The sequence below is a fragment of the Tersicoccus phoenicis genome (genome assembly GCF_001968835.1).
GTDB lineage: Bacteria > Actinomycetota > Actinomycetes > Actinomycetales > Micrococcaceae > Tersicoccus > Tersicoccus phoenicis.
This window is the reverse complement of the sequence record NZ_MRDE01000072.1, coordinates 143,015-158,296: the sequence shown is the minus strand read 5'-3', so window position 1 is coordinate 158,296 and position 15,282 is coordinate 143,015. Positions and strand designations below refer to the sequence as shown.

12 protein-coding genes, 1 pseudogene and 2 riboswitches are annotated in these 15,282 nt (G+C 70.9%); of the genes and pseudogenes, 4 read left to right on the top strand and 9 right to left on the bottom strand.

Features of this window, described 5'->3' with window-relative positions; all coding sequences use genetic code 11:
• Positions 1–7 precede the first annotated feature (7 nt).
• The 4 genes from BKD30_RS11850 to BKD30_RS11835 all read right to left on the bottom strand — a co-directional run bounded on the left by BKD30_RS11850 (position 8) and on the right by BKD30_RS11835 (position 3,803).
• Positions 8–520: a CoA-binding protein gene (locus tag BKD30_RS11850; RefSeq protein ID WP_076704836.1), complete on the bottom strand. Its 513-nt coding sequence runs from the start codon at positions 518–520 to the stop codon at positions 8–10.
• A complete protein-coding gene (locus tag BKD30_RS11845) occupies positions 517–1,911 on the bottom strand; it encodes an O-acetylhomoserine aminocarboxypropyltransferase/cysteine synthase family protein (protein ID WP_083956392.1) in 1,395 nt (464 codons plus the stop codon). The genes BKD30_RS11850 and BKD30_RS11845 overlap by 4 nt, the downstream gene beginning before the upstream one ends.
• A 3-nt stretch (positions 1,912–1,914) precedes the next feature.
• Positions 1,915–3,087, bottom strand: a complete 1,173-nt coding sequence (sfnG, locus tag BKD30_RS11840; RefSeq protein WP_143588181.1) for a dimethylsulfone monooxygenase SfnG — start codon at positions 3,085–3,087, stop codon at positions 1,915–1,917.
• Between the two features lie 111 nt (positions 3,088–3,198).
• Positions 3,199–3,299, bottom strand: a riboswitch (SAM riboswitch).
• 78 nt (positions 3,300–3,377) lie between these two features.
• Positions 3,378–3,803 carry a CoA-binding protein gene (locus BKD30_RS11835; RefSeq protein WP_076704834.1) on the bottom strand — a complete coding sequence of 142 codons (426 nt, stop codon included), beginning with the start codon at positions 3,801–3,803 and terminating at the stop codon, positions 3,378–3,380.
• A 250-nt stretch (positions 3,804–4,053) separates the two neighbouring features.
• Positions 4,054–4,147, top strand: a riboswitch (SAM riboswitch).
• A gap of 9 nt (positions 4,148–4,156) precedes the next feature.
• Here BKD30_RS11835 and BKD30_RS11830 point away from each other — a divergent pair.
• The 4 genes and pseudogenes from BKD30_RS11830 (at position 4,157) to BKD30_RS11815 (ending at position 9,415) form a co-directional block, all read left to right on the top strand.
• On the top strand, positions 4,157–5,068 hold the full coding sequence (locus BKD30_RS11830) for an ABC transporter ATP-binding protein (protein ID WP_083956390.1): 912 nt from the start codon (positions 4,157–4,159) through the stop codon (positions 5,066–5,068).
• Positions 5,069–5,238: 170 nt separating this feature from the next.
• Positions 5,239–6,288 (top strand): annotated as a pseudogene (locus BKD30_RS11825) (aliphatic sulfonate ABC transporter substrate-binding protein).
• Between the two features lie 134 nt (positions 6,289–6,422).
• Positions 6,423–7,202, top strand: coding sequence for an ABC transporter permease (locus tag BKD30_RS11820; protein ID WP_235861672.1), 780 nt, complete (start codon positions 6,423–6,425; stop codon positions 7,200–7,202).
• Positions 7,203–7,219: 17 nt separating this feature from the next.
• Complete coding sequence (locus BKD30_RS11815) at positions 7,220–9,415, top strand: AMP-binding protein (protein WP_076704977.1); 2,196 nt, start codon at positions 7,220–7,222, stop codon at positions 9,413–9,415.
• Between the two features lie 150 nt (positions 9,416–9,565).
• Here the strand turns inward: BKD30_RS11815 and cls are convergent, their stop codons facing one another.
• The 5 genes from cls to purS form a co-directional block, all read right to left on the bottom strand.
• A complete protein-coding gene (cls, locus tag BKD30_RS11810; protein ID WP_235861657.1) occupies positions 9,566–11,044 on the bottom strand; it encodes a cardiolipin synthase in 1,479 nt (492 codons plus the stop codon).
• 78 nt (positions 11,045–11,122) lie between these two features.
• Positions 11,123–11,629, bottom strand: a complete 507-nt coding sequence (locus tag BKD30_RS11805) for a mycothiol transferase (protein WP_076704833.1) — start codon at positions 11,627–11,629, stop codon at positions 11,123–11,125.
• 55 nt (positions 11,630–11,684) lie between these two features.
• Complete coding sequence (purL, locus tag BKD30_RS11800) at positions 11,685–14,078, bottom strand: phosphoribosylformylglycinamidine synthase subunit PurL (protein WP_083956388.1); 2,394 nt, start codon at positions 14,076–14,078, stop codon at positions 11,685–11,687.
• Positions 14,079–14,095: 17 nt separating this feature from the next.
• Entirely contained in the window at positions 14,096–14,848 is a 753-nt protein-coding gene (gene purQ, locus BKD30_RS11795) for a phosphoribosylformylglycinamidine synthase subunit PurQ (RefSeq protein ID WP_076704831.1), read from the bottom strand.
• Positions 14,845–15,150 (bottom strand): phosphoribosylformylglycinamidine synthase subunit PurS, encoded by a 306-nt coding sequence (purS, locus tag BKD30_RS11790; RefSeq protein WP_076704829.1) that lies wholly within the window; start codon positions 15,148–15,150, stop codon positions 14,845–14,847. Before purS ends, purQ begins: the two co-directional genes overlap by 4 nt.
• Positions 15,151–15,282 lie beyond the last annotated feature (132 nt).

Sequence of the window (15,282 nt, the reverse complement as noted above, 5' to 3'; positions counted from 1 at the left end):
GGCGGTGTCAGGCCCGCACCTGGCGCTTCGAGGAGATCACCCCCGTGTCGAATCCGGCCAGATGCAGGCCGCCGTGGAACCGGGCGTGCTCGATCTTCACGCATCGGTCCATGACGACGTTCAGCCCCGCGGCCTCGGCGTCGACGGCCACGCCCTCGTGCCACGAGCCCAGTTGCAACCAGATGGTGCCCGCCCCGACGTCGATCGTCTCGGCAAGGACGCCGGGCAAGTCGTCGTGCTTGCGGAACACGTCGACGACGTCCGGCGTCTCCGGCAAGTCCGCGAGGGACGCGTACACCGGCTGGCCGAGGATCTGACTCGCCACCGGGTTGACGAAGTACACGCGGTACGGGGAGGAGGACAGCAGGTAGGTCGCCACGAAGTAAGAGGCGCGGGAGGGCTTGTCCGAGGCGCCGACGATGGCGATGGACCGCGCGTTCCGCAGGATGGCCAACCGCTCGGCCGCGGTCGGACCGGTCCAGGTGCGGGTCGTGTGCTCTGCCGTGGACGTGGTGCTCATGCGCGTGCTCCGATCTCGCAGGACGGCACGCCGTCGGCAGGGCCAGCCACCTCGGGCGTGACGAAGGTGTCGTCGTTGGTGTCCAGTTCACCGGTCTCGGCCGCTGTCTCCTGCGCGGCGGTCAGGGCCTGGTCGAGGTCCCACAGGATGTCCTCGACGTCCTCCAGACCCACCGAGATCCGGATCAGGTCCTCGTTCACCCCGCCCGCGGCGAGTTGCTCGGTGCTCAGCTGCCGGTGCGTCGTCGACCCGGGATGCAGCACCAGCGTCCGGGAATCCCCGACGTTGGCCAGGTGACTGGCCAACTGCAGGGACTCGATGAATCGTTCCCCGGCAGCCCGGCCGCCGCGCACCCCGAAACTGAACACCGACCCCGGGCCGAGCGGCAGGTACCGGGCCGCGCGCTCGTGGTGCGGATGGGAGGACAGCCCGGCCCAGTTGACGTAGGAGACCCGTTCGTCGTCGTCCAGCCACGTGGCGACGGCCCGGGCGTTGGCCAGGTGCGCGTCCATCCGCTGCGGCAGGGTCTCGACACCCTGCAGGAGCGCGAAGGCGGACTGCGCGGAGAGGGACGGCCCGATGTCACGCAGCTGCTCGGACCGCAGTTTGGTCAGGAACCCGTACTCCCCGAAATTGCCCCACCAGGACACGTTGCCGTAGGAGGGCACCGGTTCCGTCATGGCCGGGAACTTCCCGTTGCCCCAGTCGAACCGGCCGCTCTCGACGACGACACCGCCGAGGGTGGTTCCGTGGCCGCCGAGGAACTTGGTCGCCGAGTGGATGACGATGTCCGCGCCGTGTTCGATCGGCCGGATCAGGTACGGGGTGGACAGCGTCGCGTCGACCACCAGCGGCACCCCGGCGTCGTGCGCCACCGCGGCGAGCCCGGCCAGATCGGCCACCTCGCCGGAGGGGTTGGCCACCACCTCGGTGTACACGGCCTTCGTCTCCGGCCGGACGGCGGCGGCGAAGTCGGCCGGGTCGGTGCCGGGGACGAACGTCGTCTCGACCCCGAACCGGCGCAGCGTCACGTCGAGCTGGGTGATGGTGCCGCCGTACAGCTGGGAGGAGGCGACGATGTGGTCCCCGGCCCCGGTCAGCGCGGCGAAGGTGATGAACTCCGCTGCCATCCCGGAGGAGGTGGCGACGGCACCGATCCCGCCCTCGAGTGACGCGATCCGCTCCTCCAGCGCGGCGACCGTCGGGTTGCCGATCCGCGAGTAGATGTTCCCGTACTTCTGCAGGGCGAACAGGTTGGCCGCGTCGGCCGTGTCCTGGAACACGAACGACGTCGACTGGTAGATCGGCACCGCCCGGGCGCCGTGCTCGGCGTCGGGCGTGCCCCCGGCATGCAGCGCGCGGGTGCGGAATCCGAAACGGTGATCGGCCATCGGTCAGTGTCCTCCTGTCGACGTGGCGGCGAGCTCGGGATCACCGAGCTCGACGCCGTGCTTGCGGGCCAGGTCGGCCTCCAGTTCGCGCACGATCGGCAGGATGTCCCGGCCGAACGCGGCGACCTCCTCCTGGAAGTGCAGGTAGCAGGTGAGCAGCAGGTTCACGCCCCGCTGCTTGTAGGCGACGATCCGCTCGGCGATCTGCTCCGGGGTGCCGATCAGCTGGGTGCGGAAGCCGTCGTTGTACTGGATCAGGTCCTCGAACGAGGAGTCGGCCCACATGCCCTTGCCGTCCTTCGTGGCCGGGCCCGCCTCCTGGACGGCGCCGCGGAAGCCCTCGACGGCGGGCCGGTGCGCCTTCTCGACGATCTCCCGCAACGTGTCCCGGGCTTCCTTCTCGCTGTCCCGGGCGATGACGAACCCGTTCAGGCCGAAGCGCGGCGCGGTCCGCCCGATCGCCGCGGCGGAGGCGTGCACGTCGTTGAACTGCTCGGTGAACCCCTCGAAGTCCTTGCCGTTGGAGAAGTACCAGTCGGCGACGTGGCCGGCGGCGATCCGCGCCGCGGTGGAGTTGCCGCCGAAGAAGATGTCCGGGTGGGCACGCCCGGGCACGGACACCGGGGCGGGGGAGAGCGTGAAGTCGCTGATGTCGTAGTACTTCCCGTGGAACGAGAAGTCCTGCTCGGTCCACAGCCCGCGCAGGATGGAGATGAACTCCTCGGTGCGCACGTACCGCTCGTCGTGCTCCAGCCACGGCAGGCCGAACCCGTCGAACTCGGCGCGAAGCCAGCCGGAGACGATGTTCACGGCGGCCCGGCCGCCCGAGATGTGGTCGGCCGTGATGATGTACTTCGCCAGCACCCCGGGGTGCCACATGCCGGGGTGGACGGCGGCGATCACCTTCAGCTTCTCGGTGGCGGCCAGCAGGGCGAGGGAGAACGACGTCGCCTCGTGCTGCTTGTCGGCCCCGTAGCTGGCGGCGTACCGGGTCTGCGACAGCGCGTACTCGAAACCGGCGTCCTCCGCGATCCGGGCCAGCTTCTTGTTGTAGTCGAAGTCCCAGCTGGTCCGTTGCTCGATCGTGGAGACCACCAGGCCGCCGGAGACGTTGGGGACCCAGTAGGCGAACGACAGGGGCCGGGCGAGATCGATCCGTGGGTCGGTGCTGCTCATCGGGGGTCCTTCACTGGACGGTTCCTTCATCGGGCGGACCGCTGGGTTCCCGGCAATGGACGCATGCGGGCAGGCGGCTCCTGCTCGATGCTCAAGATTGCTGCGCGCTCTCTTCCATCGCTTCTGGCGGTAGCACCGTGTGGTCAGCGGTTCTTCGACCACGGTTGCTGCGGCGTCATCGATCCAGATCTCTCGGCCGCTCGGGATGGTGCAGCCATTGTGCGCTGTTCGCGCGCCACCGGGCAACCCGGGTCCGCCATCCGGCGTCACGTCCGCCGTGGCGGGGCGGCTCACAGACCGAAGCGGGGTGCCTCGATCACGGGGCAGGTGTCCATCACGACGTCGAGCCCGGCGGCGGTGGCGCGAGCGGCCGCGGCGTCGTCGACCACCCCGAGCTGGAGCCACACCGCACCGGCCCCGGCCTCGATCGCCTGGTCCACGACGGCGCCGACGTTGGTCGAGTTGACGAAACAGTCGACGACGTCGATCGGTCCACCGGCCGCCGTCGCGTCCGCGAGCGTGCGGTGGCCCGGTTCGCCGAGCGCCGCCTCGCCGCGCGGGTTGACCGGCACGATCTCCATTCCGAGCCGGTCCCGCAGCATCGCCGCGATGCCTGGGGCAACCCGATGCGGATTCCCGCTCAGCCCGACGACCGCCCAGCGGCCGGGCGTGCTGAGCAGGCGACGCATGGTTTCCGGGTCGTTCCGGTGGGTCATGCCCCTCATTCTCCCGGCATTTCTCCGGCCCGGCCAGGCTCGCGACCCCGGCTGGGCCAGCTCGCCACCCCTACTGCGTCAGCCTGCGGACGTGTGCTCCACACAGGACTGTGACCCTGTGAGGCGCCGGATGCAGCAACTCTCCGCGAGCTGGCGGGAGAGGAAAGCAGCAGGAGTGTGACAGATCATGGCGCGCGAACGAGCGAGCGTGTTTGCCAGACGGGCCGGTGATGCCGTTACAGTGGGCCGCATACCATCCCGAGCGGCCGAGAGATCTGGCTCAGTGACGCCGCAGCAACCCACCGACTCGTCGGAGCGGGTGCTACCGCCAGGATCGATGGAGTTGATCTGACGTGAGTCTGTTCTCGCCCGCGCATACCGCCGTCTCCGGGGTCGCCGACCCCGCCGACTCGCCCGAATTCTGGTCCGGCACCGACGCGGGGATCACTTTCCGCGGTGTCGGCCGCAGCTTCGGTCCCCACGACGTCGTCGCCGGCGTCGACCTGCACGTGGCCCCCGGTGAGGTGATCGCGGTGCTCGGCCCCAGCGGTTGTGGCAAGTCGACCCTGTTGCGCCTCGCCGCCGGACTGGACGCGCCGACCACCGGCTCCATCGTCATCGGTGACGCCGCCGTCCGCTCCTGGGACCGGCGCTGCGCCGTCGCCTTCCAGGAACCGCGTCTGTTGCCCTGGCGCAGCCTCCGGGAGAACGTCGCGCTCGGCCTGCCCCGCACGCGCCGCCGTCGTTCCGCCGCCGAGGACGCGCGCGTCGACGAGTTGCTGGAGCTGGTCGGCCTGGCCGACTTCGCCGGGTACCGCCCGCGAGCCGTCTCCGGGGGCATGGCGCAGCGTGCCTCCCTGGCTCGGGCGCTGGCCCGCGACCCGTACGTGCTGCTCCTGGACGAACCGTTCGGCGCGCTCGACGCCCTCACCCGGCTGAAGATGCAGGACCTGCTCCTCTCGGTGCATGCCGCCTCCCCGGCGACCATCCTGCTCGTCACCCATGACGTGGACGAGGCCCTCCAGCTCGCGGACCGGATCGTGTTGCTCGGACCCGACGCCGACGCTGCCGCCGACGCCGCTGCTGCGAACCGAGCCGGAACCGCCGACGGCGTCGTCACGTACCGAGAAGTTGCGGCCCGCGGGCCCGCGGGCGTGCGCTCCGTGCACGCGGTGCCCGGCGCCCGTCCCCGGAACCGGGGATCGGCGGACCTGGCACGAATCCGCGGGGAGCTGTTCGCCGCACTCGGCGTCGCCGCGCACTGACCGCCCGCGCCACCATCCCACCCCACACCGGCGTCCGGCTCACCGCACCGATTTTTCGGTCCGGTAGCTCGCCACCTTTCGCCCGCTCAACTCGGTTCCGGCGCAGCCGGTTCCGAGACATGTTCCGAGACATCCCGTCCCACCCCACACCCCCCAACCGGAGGATCACCATGGCCCGCCCTGCCCGACTCGTCCGCTCCGCCCTCACCGCCGTCGCCGTCGTCACCGCCGCGACCCTGACCCTCACCGGCTGCGCAGGGGAGGGCTCCGGCACCTCCGCCGCCAACGCCGCTGCCGGGGGTGGGGGCAACGCCAAGACCCTGACCATCGACTTCGCCACCTACAACCCGCTCTCCCTGGTGATCAAGCAGAAGGGCTGGCTCGAGGCGGCGTTGAAGAAGCAGGGCGTGACCGTCACCTGGGTGCAGTCGGCCGGGTCGAACAAGGCCAACGAGGGACTGCGCTCCGGCGCGCTCGACGTCGGTTCCACCGCCGGGTCCGCTGCGCTGCTGGCCCGGGCGAACGGCTCGCCGATCCGCGCGATCGACATCTACTCCCAGCCCGAGTGGTCCGCGCTCGTCACCACGCCGAAGACGGGCATCACGTCCGTGGCCGACCTGAAGGGCAAGTCGGTGGCCGCGACCAAGGGCACCGACCCCTACTTCTTCTTGCTGCAGGCCCTCGCCGCCAACGGACTGAAGGCGAGCGACGTCACCGTGCAGAACCTGTAGCACGCCGACGGGCGCACCGCCCTGCAGAGCGGCTCGGTGCAGGCCTGGGCGGGGCTGGACCCCATCATGGCCGCAGCGGAGAAGTCCGGCGCGAAGCTCTTCTACCGCAACGTCGACTTCAACACCTACGGCTTCCTGAACGCCACCGAGAGCTTCCTGAAGAACGAACCGGAGATCGCGCAGACCGTGGTGAACACCTACGAGGCCGCCCGGGCCTGGGCCAAGACGAATCCCGCCGAGACCGCGGCGATCCTCGCCGACGTCGCCGGCATCGACAAGGCCGTGGCCACCAAGGTGATCGCCCGCACCAACCTCGGCGTCGACCCGGCCCCGGGGGCGAAGCAGCGCGCGGTGCTCGAACGGGTCGGGAAGATCATCGTCGACTCCGGCGACGTCAAGGACGCCGGAGCGGTCGACACCGCGCTGAACGCCCTGCTCGACGACGGCCTGGTCGCTCAGGCGGATCCCTCCGCGGTGGTCACCCAGTGACTTCCTCCCTCCCGCAGGCCCGCAGGGACGCGGCACCCGGCACCCTGACCGGCACCGCCGCGATCCAGGATCGCCGGGTGACCATCGGTGGCCAGGGAATCTCGCGCGTGCCACGTGGCCGGCGGGTGCCGCGCTTGTCGCGCGTGCCGCGCTTGTCGCGCGTGCCGCGGGGTACGCGCTGGGCGGCCGGCATCCTCGTCCCCCTGCTGCTGCTCGCCCTGTGGCAGACGACCACCGCGCTCGGGATGTTCACGCCCGTCCAGCTGCCCCCGCCCGCGGACGTCCTTGCCGCCGGCGCGGACCTGGTCCAGCGCGGGCAGCTGGGCATCCACATCTGGATCTCCACCCAGCGGGTGCTGCTCGGGTTCCTGCTCGGCGCCGCGGCCGGCCTGGCCGCGGGCGCCCTGGTCGGGCTGTCCCGGGTCTCCGCCCTGCTGTTCGGCCCGACCATCGGCGCGTTCCGGGCCGTGCCGTCGCTGGCGTGGGTGCCGCTGCTGCTGCTGTGGATCGGCATCGGCGAGAACTCCAAGGTGCTGCTGATCGCCATCGGCGCGTTCTTCCCCGTCTACACGACCGTCGCGCTCGCCCTGCGACATGTGGACCCGCACCTGGTCGAGGCCGGCCGCGCCTTCGGCTACGGGGGTGTGCGGTTGCTGCTGACCGTGCAGCTGCCGGCCATCCTGCCGGCGGTGGTCTCCGGACTGCGGCTCGCGCTGGCCCAGGCATGGCTGTTCCTCGTCGCCGCCGAGTTGCTCGCCTCGTCGATGGGTCTGGGGTTCCTGCTGATCGATTCGCAGAACAATGGACGGACGGACCGGCTGCTGCTGGCGATCGTGTTGCTGGCGATCCTCGGCAAGGTCACCGACGCGGTGCTGGGCCTGGCGCAGCGCGCCGCGGAGCGGAGGTGGACATGAACCGAGGAGTGATCGAGATGGACGACGGGGTGCGGAACGCATGGACCAGCGCCGACGAGCGCCGCGGCGACGTCGTCAATCCCGCACACCTCGGCGACGACGCGCGGGTCGCGTTCTGGGAGCGGCAGGCGCAGCGGCTGGACTGGGTGCAGCCGTGGCACACCGCGCACCGGTTCGAGCCGGCGGTCCGTCGTCCCGGCCACGCGGGAGAGAACGGCGCCGGGGAGGACGGGGCGGACACGGACGACGACGACGGCGTCTACGCGCCGCCGGTGATCGAGTGGTTCGCCGGCGGGAAACTGAACGTGGCGTACAACTGCGTCGACCGGCACGTCGAGGCCGGCCGGGGCAGCCACGTGGCGCTGCACTTCGAGGGTGAACCGGGAGACCGGCTCACCTACACGTACGCTGACCTGCAGCGGGAGGTCAGCCGGGCCGCCAATGCCCTCGAGGCGCTCGGCGTCGTCGCAGGGGACCGGGTGGTCATCTACCTGCCCGTCATCCCGGAGACCGTCATCATCACCCTGGCCTGCGCCCGGATCGGTGCGGTGCACTCGCTGGTGTTCGGCGGCTTCTCCGCGGAGGCACTGCGGTTCCGGGTGGAGGACACCGGGGCGAAGGTGCTCGTCACGTCCGACGGTCAGCACCGCCGAGGCGCCGTCGTCCCGGTCAAACGGAACGCCGACGCCGCCGTCGGTGCCGGTGCGCGCGGTGGCGCGAACGCCGTCGAGCACGTCGTCGTGGTCCGCCGCACCGCCAAGCCCGGCGCCGCCGGTGGTCGCCCCGGCGCGGTGCCGGTCGGCGCCCGCGGGGCCCGGTCCACCGCGGAGAGCGCGGTGCCCTGGACGGAGGGTCGGGACGTGTGGTGGCACGAGCTGCTGGCCACCGTGCCGGACACGCATGAACCGGCCGCGTTCGACGCCGAGTCGCCCCTGTTCCTCATGTACACCTCCGGGACCACGGGCCGGCCCAAGGGCTTGGTGCACACGATGGGCGGGTACCTGGTGCAGACCGCGTACACGCACGCCCTGCTGTTCGACCTGCTCCCGGATGCGTCCGGAGGCGGTGGGGTTGCCGGCCGCGTGGACGAACTCTCCACCGCCGTGGACCCGGCGCGCCGGGACGCCACCGTGCACTGGTGCACCGCGGACCTGGCCTGGGTCACCGCGCACACCTACGAGATCTACGGGCCGCTGGTCAACGGCGTGACGCAGGTGATCTACGAGGGCACCCCGAACACGCCGCACTTCGGCCGGCACCTCGAGATCATCGAGCGCTACGGGGTCACCACCTACTACACGGCGCCCACCCTGGTCCGGTCGCTGATGGGCGCCTTCCCGGACGGGGTGCCGGCCACCTACAACCTCGACTCGGTGCGGCTGATCGGCACCGTCGGGGAGGCCATCAACCCCGAGGCGTGGCGCTGGTTCCGGCAGCACATCGGCGGCGGCGCGGCATCGGTGATCGACACCTGGTGGCAGTCCGAGACCGGCGCCACCATCCTCTCGCCGCGCCCGCACGACGCCGCCTTCGACCGGGAGGACACCGAGGCCGGCGGCCCGAAACCCGGGTGCGCGACCCGCGCCCTGCCGGGGGTGAACGCGTCCGTGGTCGACGCCGACGGCGTCCGCACGCCGCCCGGGGTGCCGGGATTCGTCGTCGTCGATGCGATCGGGCCGTCGATCGCACGCACGGTGTGGAAGGACCCGCAACGCTACGCGGACTCCTACTGGCGCCAGTACGCGGACCGGGGCTGGTTCTTCGCCGGCGACGGCGGCCGCTACGACGAGGACGGGGACATCTGGATCCTCGGCCGGGTCGACGATGTCATCAACGTCTCCGGGCACCGGCTCTCAACCATCGAGATCGAGTCCGCCCTGGTCACCCACCCGGACGTCGTCGAGGCGGGCTGCTGCCCCGTCGGCGACCCGCTCACCGGGCACGCCGTCGCCGCCTTCGTGGTGCTGCGGGCGGGTTCGTCCGTGTCCGCCGAGGACCTGCGGGCGCACGTGGGCACCGTGATCGGCCCGATTGCCCGGCCCAAGGTGCTCATCCCCGTGCCGGACCTGCCCAAGACCCGGTCCGGCAAGATCATGCGGCGCCTGCTCACCCAGTTGTGGGAGGGGAGCACCCTGGGGGACATCACGAGCCTGCAGGACGAGACGTCGGTTGAGGGGATCGCGCGGGCGGTCGCGAGCGAGCGGGGGCGCTGACCCCGCGTCCCGCCTCTCCCCGACCCGGTCACGGCCGTCGTCGTTCCCGTTGACTATTGAATTCTGGGGCTCTGTACGCAGGTTGGAGCCCCGAAATTCAATAGTCAACGCGGGGAGAGGCACGAGGTGGTGGGCGGGGAGACGCACGAGTCACATCAGGGCGCTGGTCAGCCGGCAGACGTTGTCGAGGAACTTCACCCCGAGCGCGCGCTGGCGCCAGTCGTCGAGAGCGAGCACGGTGCTGGCGGCACGGTACCGGTCCAGGACGCCGTCGAGGGTGCTGACGAAGTCGCGACCGTACACGAGGGTCGACACCTCGAGGTTGAGGGCGAAGGAGCGCATGTCCAAGTTGGAAGAGCCCACGACGGCGACGTCGTCGTCGATCAGGATCGCCTTCGTGTGCAGGATCGTCGGTCGCCGGTGGCGGTAGATGGTGACGCCGGCCTCCATCAACTCCTCGTAGTAGGAGCGCTGCGCGTGGTAGACGAAGAACTGGTCACTGATCTCGCTGACGTACAGGGCGACCCGCACACCGCGCTGGGCCGCGCTGGTGACCGCCGACATGGACGACTCGTCCGGCACGAAGTACGGGCTGACGATGTCCACCCGATCGAGCGCGTGATACAGCACCGTGTTGATCATCCGGAGATTGTTCTCGTTCTCGAACCCGGGCCCGGACGGGACCACTTGGCACATCAGGCCACCGGAGGCCTCGGCCGGCAGCTCGTCCTGCGCCTCGTGGATGAGCAGCTCGTCCGTCTCCGAGTACCAGTCGGTGACGAACAGAGCGTTCAGCGCGTCCACCACGGGACCGGTGCCCCGCACCCACAGATCCTCCCACTGCAGGCCGCGGCGGCGGTTGCGCCGCTTGTTGTAGGACCGGTCGATGCAGTTCTGCGACCCGGTGAACGCGACGTCGCCGTCGATGACGACGATCTTGCGGTGATTGCGCAGGTCCGGCCGGGTGTACTCGAGCTTCCACGGCCGCAGCGGCAGCATCCGGGCCCATTGCACGCCGGAGCGGTCGAGCCGTCGCACCAGGGTCGAGTAACCGGGGTACCCGGCGGAGCCGAGGTGGTCGAGCAGGAAGCGGACCGTCACGCCGCGGGCGACGGCGTCGTCCAGCGCGTCCAGCAGCGGGGCCGTCGTCGGATCGTCCGCGGCGATGTAGAACTCCAGGTGGACCCAGCGCTCGGCCCGGCGGATCTCCTCCGCCATCGCCGCGTAGGCGGTCTCGTAGCCGTCCAGCAGCGTCAGGTCGTTGCCCGCGATCATGGGCAGCGCACCGAGCCGGTCGTTCAGCACGGCCGCGGCGCGCACCCACACCGGCATCGGGCGGTCGTCGCCGATGACCGCGGCGGGCGGGGAGTTCTCGCGGATCAGCCGGTTCATCTCCACCTGCTTCTCGCGCCGCGCCCGGGGCAGCTTGTAGCTTCCGAGCAGCAGGAACAGGATCAGCCCGACGAACGGGATCAGGTAGATCGCCAGCAGCCAGCCCAGGGCGACCGAGGGGCGCCGCTTGTTCGGGACGATGCCGAGCATCACCAACCGGATCACCAGCTCCACGGTGGCCACCGCAATCGCCCACCCCAGTGGCATGGCACTGAGGTTGAACAAGGACAGGTCCACGTCGGCAGTGTATCGACGTCGTCGGCCGCGGCTCCGGTCGGTGGGTGACACGTCTCCCGCCGGGGGAGGGGAGTGGGGTCAGAGACGAGGGAGAAGCCCCCGGACGTAGCCGGCCTGACCGAGATGCTGATAGCAGTCGCCGATCACGCTGGCCAGTCGGACGCCGCGGGTGACGGGCGGATCCCACCGCTCGTCGATCACCTCATCGAGGGAATCCGCGGTCACGCGCTCCAGATCGACGAGGGTCTGTCGGTGCACGTCATGGTGGTAGCCGATCAGCTGGTCCGCCGAGGTCACCTGCACCTGCGTCACCTGCTCGGGGGTGTGCCCGAAGCCGGTGTCGGTCTCCGGCAGGCCGAGCGCCAGCTCGGTGCTCCAGCGCTGCGGCCAGACCTGGCGGTGGTCGAAGGCGTCGGCCAGGTGGTCGTCCTGCACCCGGGTCAGGTGCCAGACGAGCCAGGAGATCGAATTCGCCTCACCGAACGGCCGCTGGTTCAGCTGGTCGGCGCTCAGGCCGTCCAGGGTGCGTTCCACCGATGCGGCGATCGCGTCGAAGATCGTGCGGTAGACATCGCGTGCATCCATCCGTCGATCCTTCGCCCTTCGACGTCGGGTCGTCAATAGCGGGCCGGCGCACTCCTCAGCCGAAGTGGGCCGGCAGCGTGGCCGACCACGCCTCCCGCAGCTGGGCCATCGCCAGCGTAAAGTGGCCCTGTACGTCCAGCGACGGTGCCGGCACGTCGTCGGTCCCGACGCCGACGGCGTCGACGACGCCGATGCGGATCGCCGGATAGCCGCGAGCCGTGCACATGTCGGTGAACCGCACCTCCTCGGACCGCGGGACGGCGACCAGTGCCCGGCCCTGCGACTCCGAGAACAGCAGGGTGAAGACGTCGACGCCGTCGCGTTCGGCCACCTCATCGAGGCCGACCCGAGCCCCGACGTCGTACCGCAGGCACGCCTCGACCAGCGCGGCGGCGAGGCCACCGGTCGACAGGTCGTGCGCGGCGTCGACCATCCCGTCGCGGGAGGCGTTGATCAGGATCTCGGCCAGGGTCTTCTCCGCCGCCAGGTCCACGGACGGGGGGCGCCCGCCCAGGTGTCCGCGCAACCCGGCCCACGCGGAGCCGTCGAGCTCGTCGCGGGTGGTGCCGAGCAGGTAGATCGCCTGCCCGTCCTCCCGCCAGCCGGACGGGGTGCGCCGGGCCACGTCGTCGAACACGCCCAGCACGCCGACGACGGGTGTGGGGTGGATCGGGACGCCGCCGGTCTGGTTGTACAGGGAGACGTTGCCGCCGGTCACCGGCACGGCCAGGTCGCGGCACGCGTCGGAGAGCCCGGTGACGGCCTGCACGAACTGCCACATCACGGCCGGGTCCTCGGGGGACCCGAAGTTCAGGCAGTCGGTGACGGCCAGCGGCCGCGCCCCGGTGGTGGCCACGTTGCGATACGACTCGGCCAGCGCCAGCCGCGCCCCCTCGTACGGGTCCAGATAGGCGTACCGGCCGTTGGCGTCCGTGGCGATCGCGACCCCGAGCCCGGTGCCCTCGTCGACGCGGATGACGCCGGCGTCGTCGGGCATCGCCAGGGCGGTGTTGCCCTGCACGTACCGGTCGTACTGGTCGGTCACCCAGTCCTTCGCGCACAGGTTCGGGGAGGCCATCAGCTCGAGGACGGCGCCGGCAAGGGCGTTCCCGGCGGGCCGATCGGTGTCCGCGACCGACCCGGCGAACCGGTCCGCCTGCACACCGTCCAGCCAGTCCGGCCGGGCCTGCGGCCGGTCGTAGACCGGGCCCTCGTGCGCCACCGTGCGCGGGTCGACGTCGACGATCACCTCGCCGTCCCACTCGATGACGAGCCGGCCGGTGTCGGTGACCTCGCCGAGCCAGGAGTACTCGACCGCCCACCGACCCATGATCGCCTCGAACGCGGCGACGTTCTCCGGCGTCACGACCGCCATCATGCGCTCCTGCGACTCGCTCATCAGGATCTCCCCCGGGGTGAGGGAGGGGTCGCGGAGCAGCACGTTGGTCAGTTCGACGTGCATGCCGCCGTCGCCGTTGGACGCGAGTTCGCTGGTGGCGCAGGAGATGCCGGCGGCGCCGAGGTCCTGGATGCCCTCGACGACGCCGCCGGCGAACAACTGCAGGCAGCACTCGATCAGCACCTTCTCGGCGAACGGGTCGCCGACCTGCACCGCCGGGCGTTTGGCGGGCTTTCCCGAGCCCTCGAACGACTCCGACGCGAGCACGGACGCGCCGCCGATGCCGTCGCCGCCGGTGCGAGCTCCGAACAGCACCACCTTGTTGCCGGTGCCCGACGCGTTCGCCAGCCGGATGTCCTCGTGCCGCAGCACCCCCACCGCGAGGGCGTTGACCAGCGGGTTGCCCTGGTAGACGGGGTCGAAGACGAGTTCGCCGCCGATGTTGGGCAGGCCGAGGGAGTTGCCGTACCCGCCGATGCCCGCGACGATGCCGTGCACCAGCCGGGCGGTGTCCGGGTGGTCGACGGCGCCGAAGCGCAGCGGGTCCATCACGGCGACGGGCCGGGCGCCCATCGCGATGATGTCCCGGACGATGCCGCCGACGCCGGTGGCCGCACCCTGATAGGGCTCGACGAACGACGGGTGGTTGTGCGACTCCACCTTGAACGTGACCGCCCAGCCGTCCCCGATGTCCACGACGCCCGCGTTCTCGCCGATACCGACGAGCAGGCGCTCCGTCATCGCGTCGGTGACCTTCTGCCCGAACTGGCGCAGGTGGATCTTCGAGGACTTGTAGGAGCAGTGCTCGGACCACATCACCGAGTACATGGCCAGCTCCGCCGCGGTGGGCCGGCGGCCCAGGATCTGCCCGATCCGGTCGAACTCGTCGCGTTTCAGACCGAGCTCGGTCCAGGGCAGCTCGACGTCGGGGGTGTCGGCGGCGTGGGCGACGGTGTCCAGGGTGAAGGAGCGGGAGGCGGTGTCCGGCGCCCTGGTCCCGGGAGTCTCGGCGATGTTCTCGGTGACGTTCGAGGCGGTGTCTTCGGTCATGGGGCAGCGGGGTCTCCTCAGCGGTGGACGAGCGTGGTGAGCACGGAGGTGAACAGGCCAAGACCGTCCAGGGACGGGCCGTAGCCGTCCTCCACGGCGTGCTCGGGGTGCGGCATGAGCCCGACGACGTTGCCGGCCGGGTTGGTGATGCCGGCGATGTCCCGGCGGGAGCCGTTGGGGTTGCCGTCGAGGTAGCGGAACACGACCCGGCCCTCACCCTCGAGCGTCTCGACCGTGGCGTCATCGGCGACGTACTGGCCGTCCTGGTTCTTCAGGGGCACGACCATCCGCTGTCCCGGGGTGAACGCACTCGTCCAGGCCGTGGCGGTGTTCTCCACGCGCAACGCCTGGTCGCGGCAGACGAAGTGCAGGTGGTCGTTCTTGATCATCGACCCGGGCAGCAGGTGCGCCTCGGTGAGCATCTGGAAACCGTTGCAGATGCCGAGCACCGGCAGGGGCCCACCGGAGGAGGACCCGGAGCCGCTCGCGGCGTCCACGAGGCGTTCCATCAACGGTGCGAACCGGGCGATCGCGCCGGCCCGCAGGTAGTCGCCGTAGGAGAATCCGCCGGGCAGCACGACGGCGTCGACGTCCTGCAGATCGGCGTCGGCGTGGAAGAGGGGCACCGGGGTCGCTCCGGCGAGCCGGATCGCGCGGGCGGCATCCCGGTCGTCGAGGGAACCGGGGAACGTGACGACGCCGATCCGGGCCTCGTCCAGCGCGGGCCGGTCCACGCCGGTGTCGTCCCCGATCAGCGGAAGATCACTCACTGCTCGGGCCCTGCGCCGGGCTGGAGCGCCTCGGACGGATGCGCCGGGCTCGTCTCACCGACCGCGTACACGGAGACGACGTCCTCGATCACCGGGTTGGAGAGCAGTGTCTCGGCGGCTTCCCGGGCGGCGGCCAGGTGCGCCTCGGTCACGGCGCCGTCGACGGCCAGCTCGAACCGTTTGCCCTGCCGGACGCCGCTGAAGGCGTCGATGCCGATCCGGGGCAGCGCGTTCACGATGGCCTTGCCCTGCGGGTCCAGGATCTCGGGCTTGGGCATGACTTCGACGACGATCCGCTGCATGCGGGCGACTCCTGCGGGCTGGTGGAACCGGGAACGCTCGAGGAGGTGCCGTCTCACGCCGGTCGGCGTTCCGCGAGCTTGCCAGCCCAGTCTATCCGCCCCGGCGCACCGCCCCGACGACAGGACGACGCA

Bases quoted from the DNA above. Each gene is read 5' to 3' on its own strand.
- BKD30_RS11835 (WP_076704834.1), bottom strand. From the start codon at position 3,803: ATGACCCACCGGAACGACCCGGAAACCATGCGTCGCCTGCTCAGCACG.
- BKD30_RS11815 (WP_076704977.1), top strand. From the start codon at position 7,220: ATGGACGACGGGGTGCGGAACGCATGGACCAGCGCCGACGAGCGCCGC.
- BKD30_RS11850 (WP_076704836.1), bottom strand. From the start codon at position 520: ATGAGCACCACGTCCACGGCAGAGCACACGACCCGCACCTGGACCGGT.
- sfnG (WP_143588181.1), bottom strand. From the start codon at position 3,087: ATGAGCAGCACCGACCCACGGATCGATCTCGCCCGGCCCCTGTCGTTC.
- purS (WP_076704829.1), bottom strand. From the start codon at position 15,150: ATGCAGCGGATCGTCGTCGAAGTCATGCCCAAGCCCGAGATCCTGGAC.
- purL (WP_083956388.1), bottom strand. From the start codon at position 14,078: ATGACCGAAGACACCGCCTCGAACGTCACCGAGAACATCGCCGAGACT.
- BKD30_RS11845 (WP_083956392.1), bottom strand. From the start codon at position 1,911: ATGGCCGATCACCGTTTCGGATTCCGCACCCGCGCGCTGCATGCCGGG.
- BKD30_RS11805 (WP_076704833.1), bottom strand. From the start codon at position 11,629: ATGGATGCACGCGATGTCTACCGCACGATCTTCGACGCGATCGCCGCA.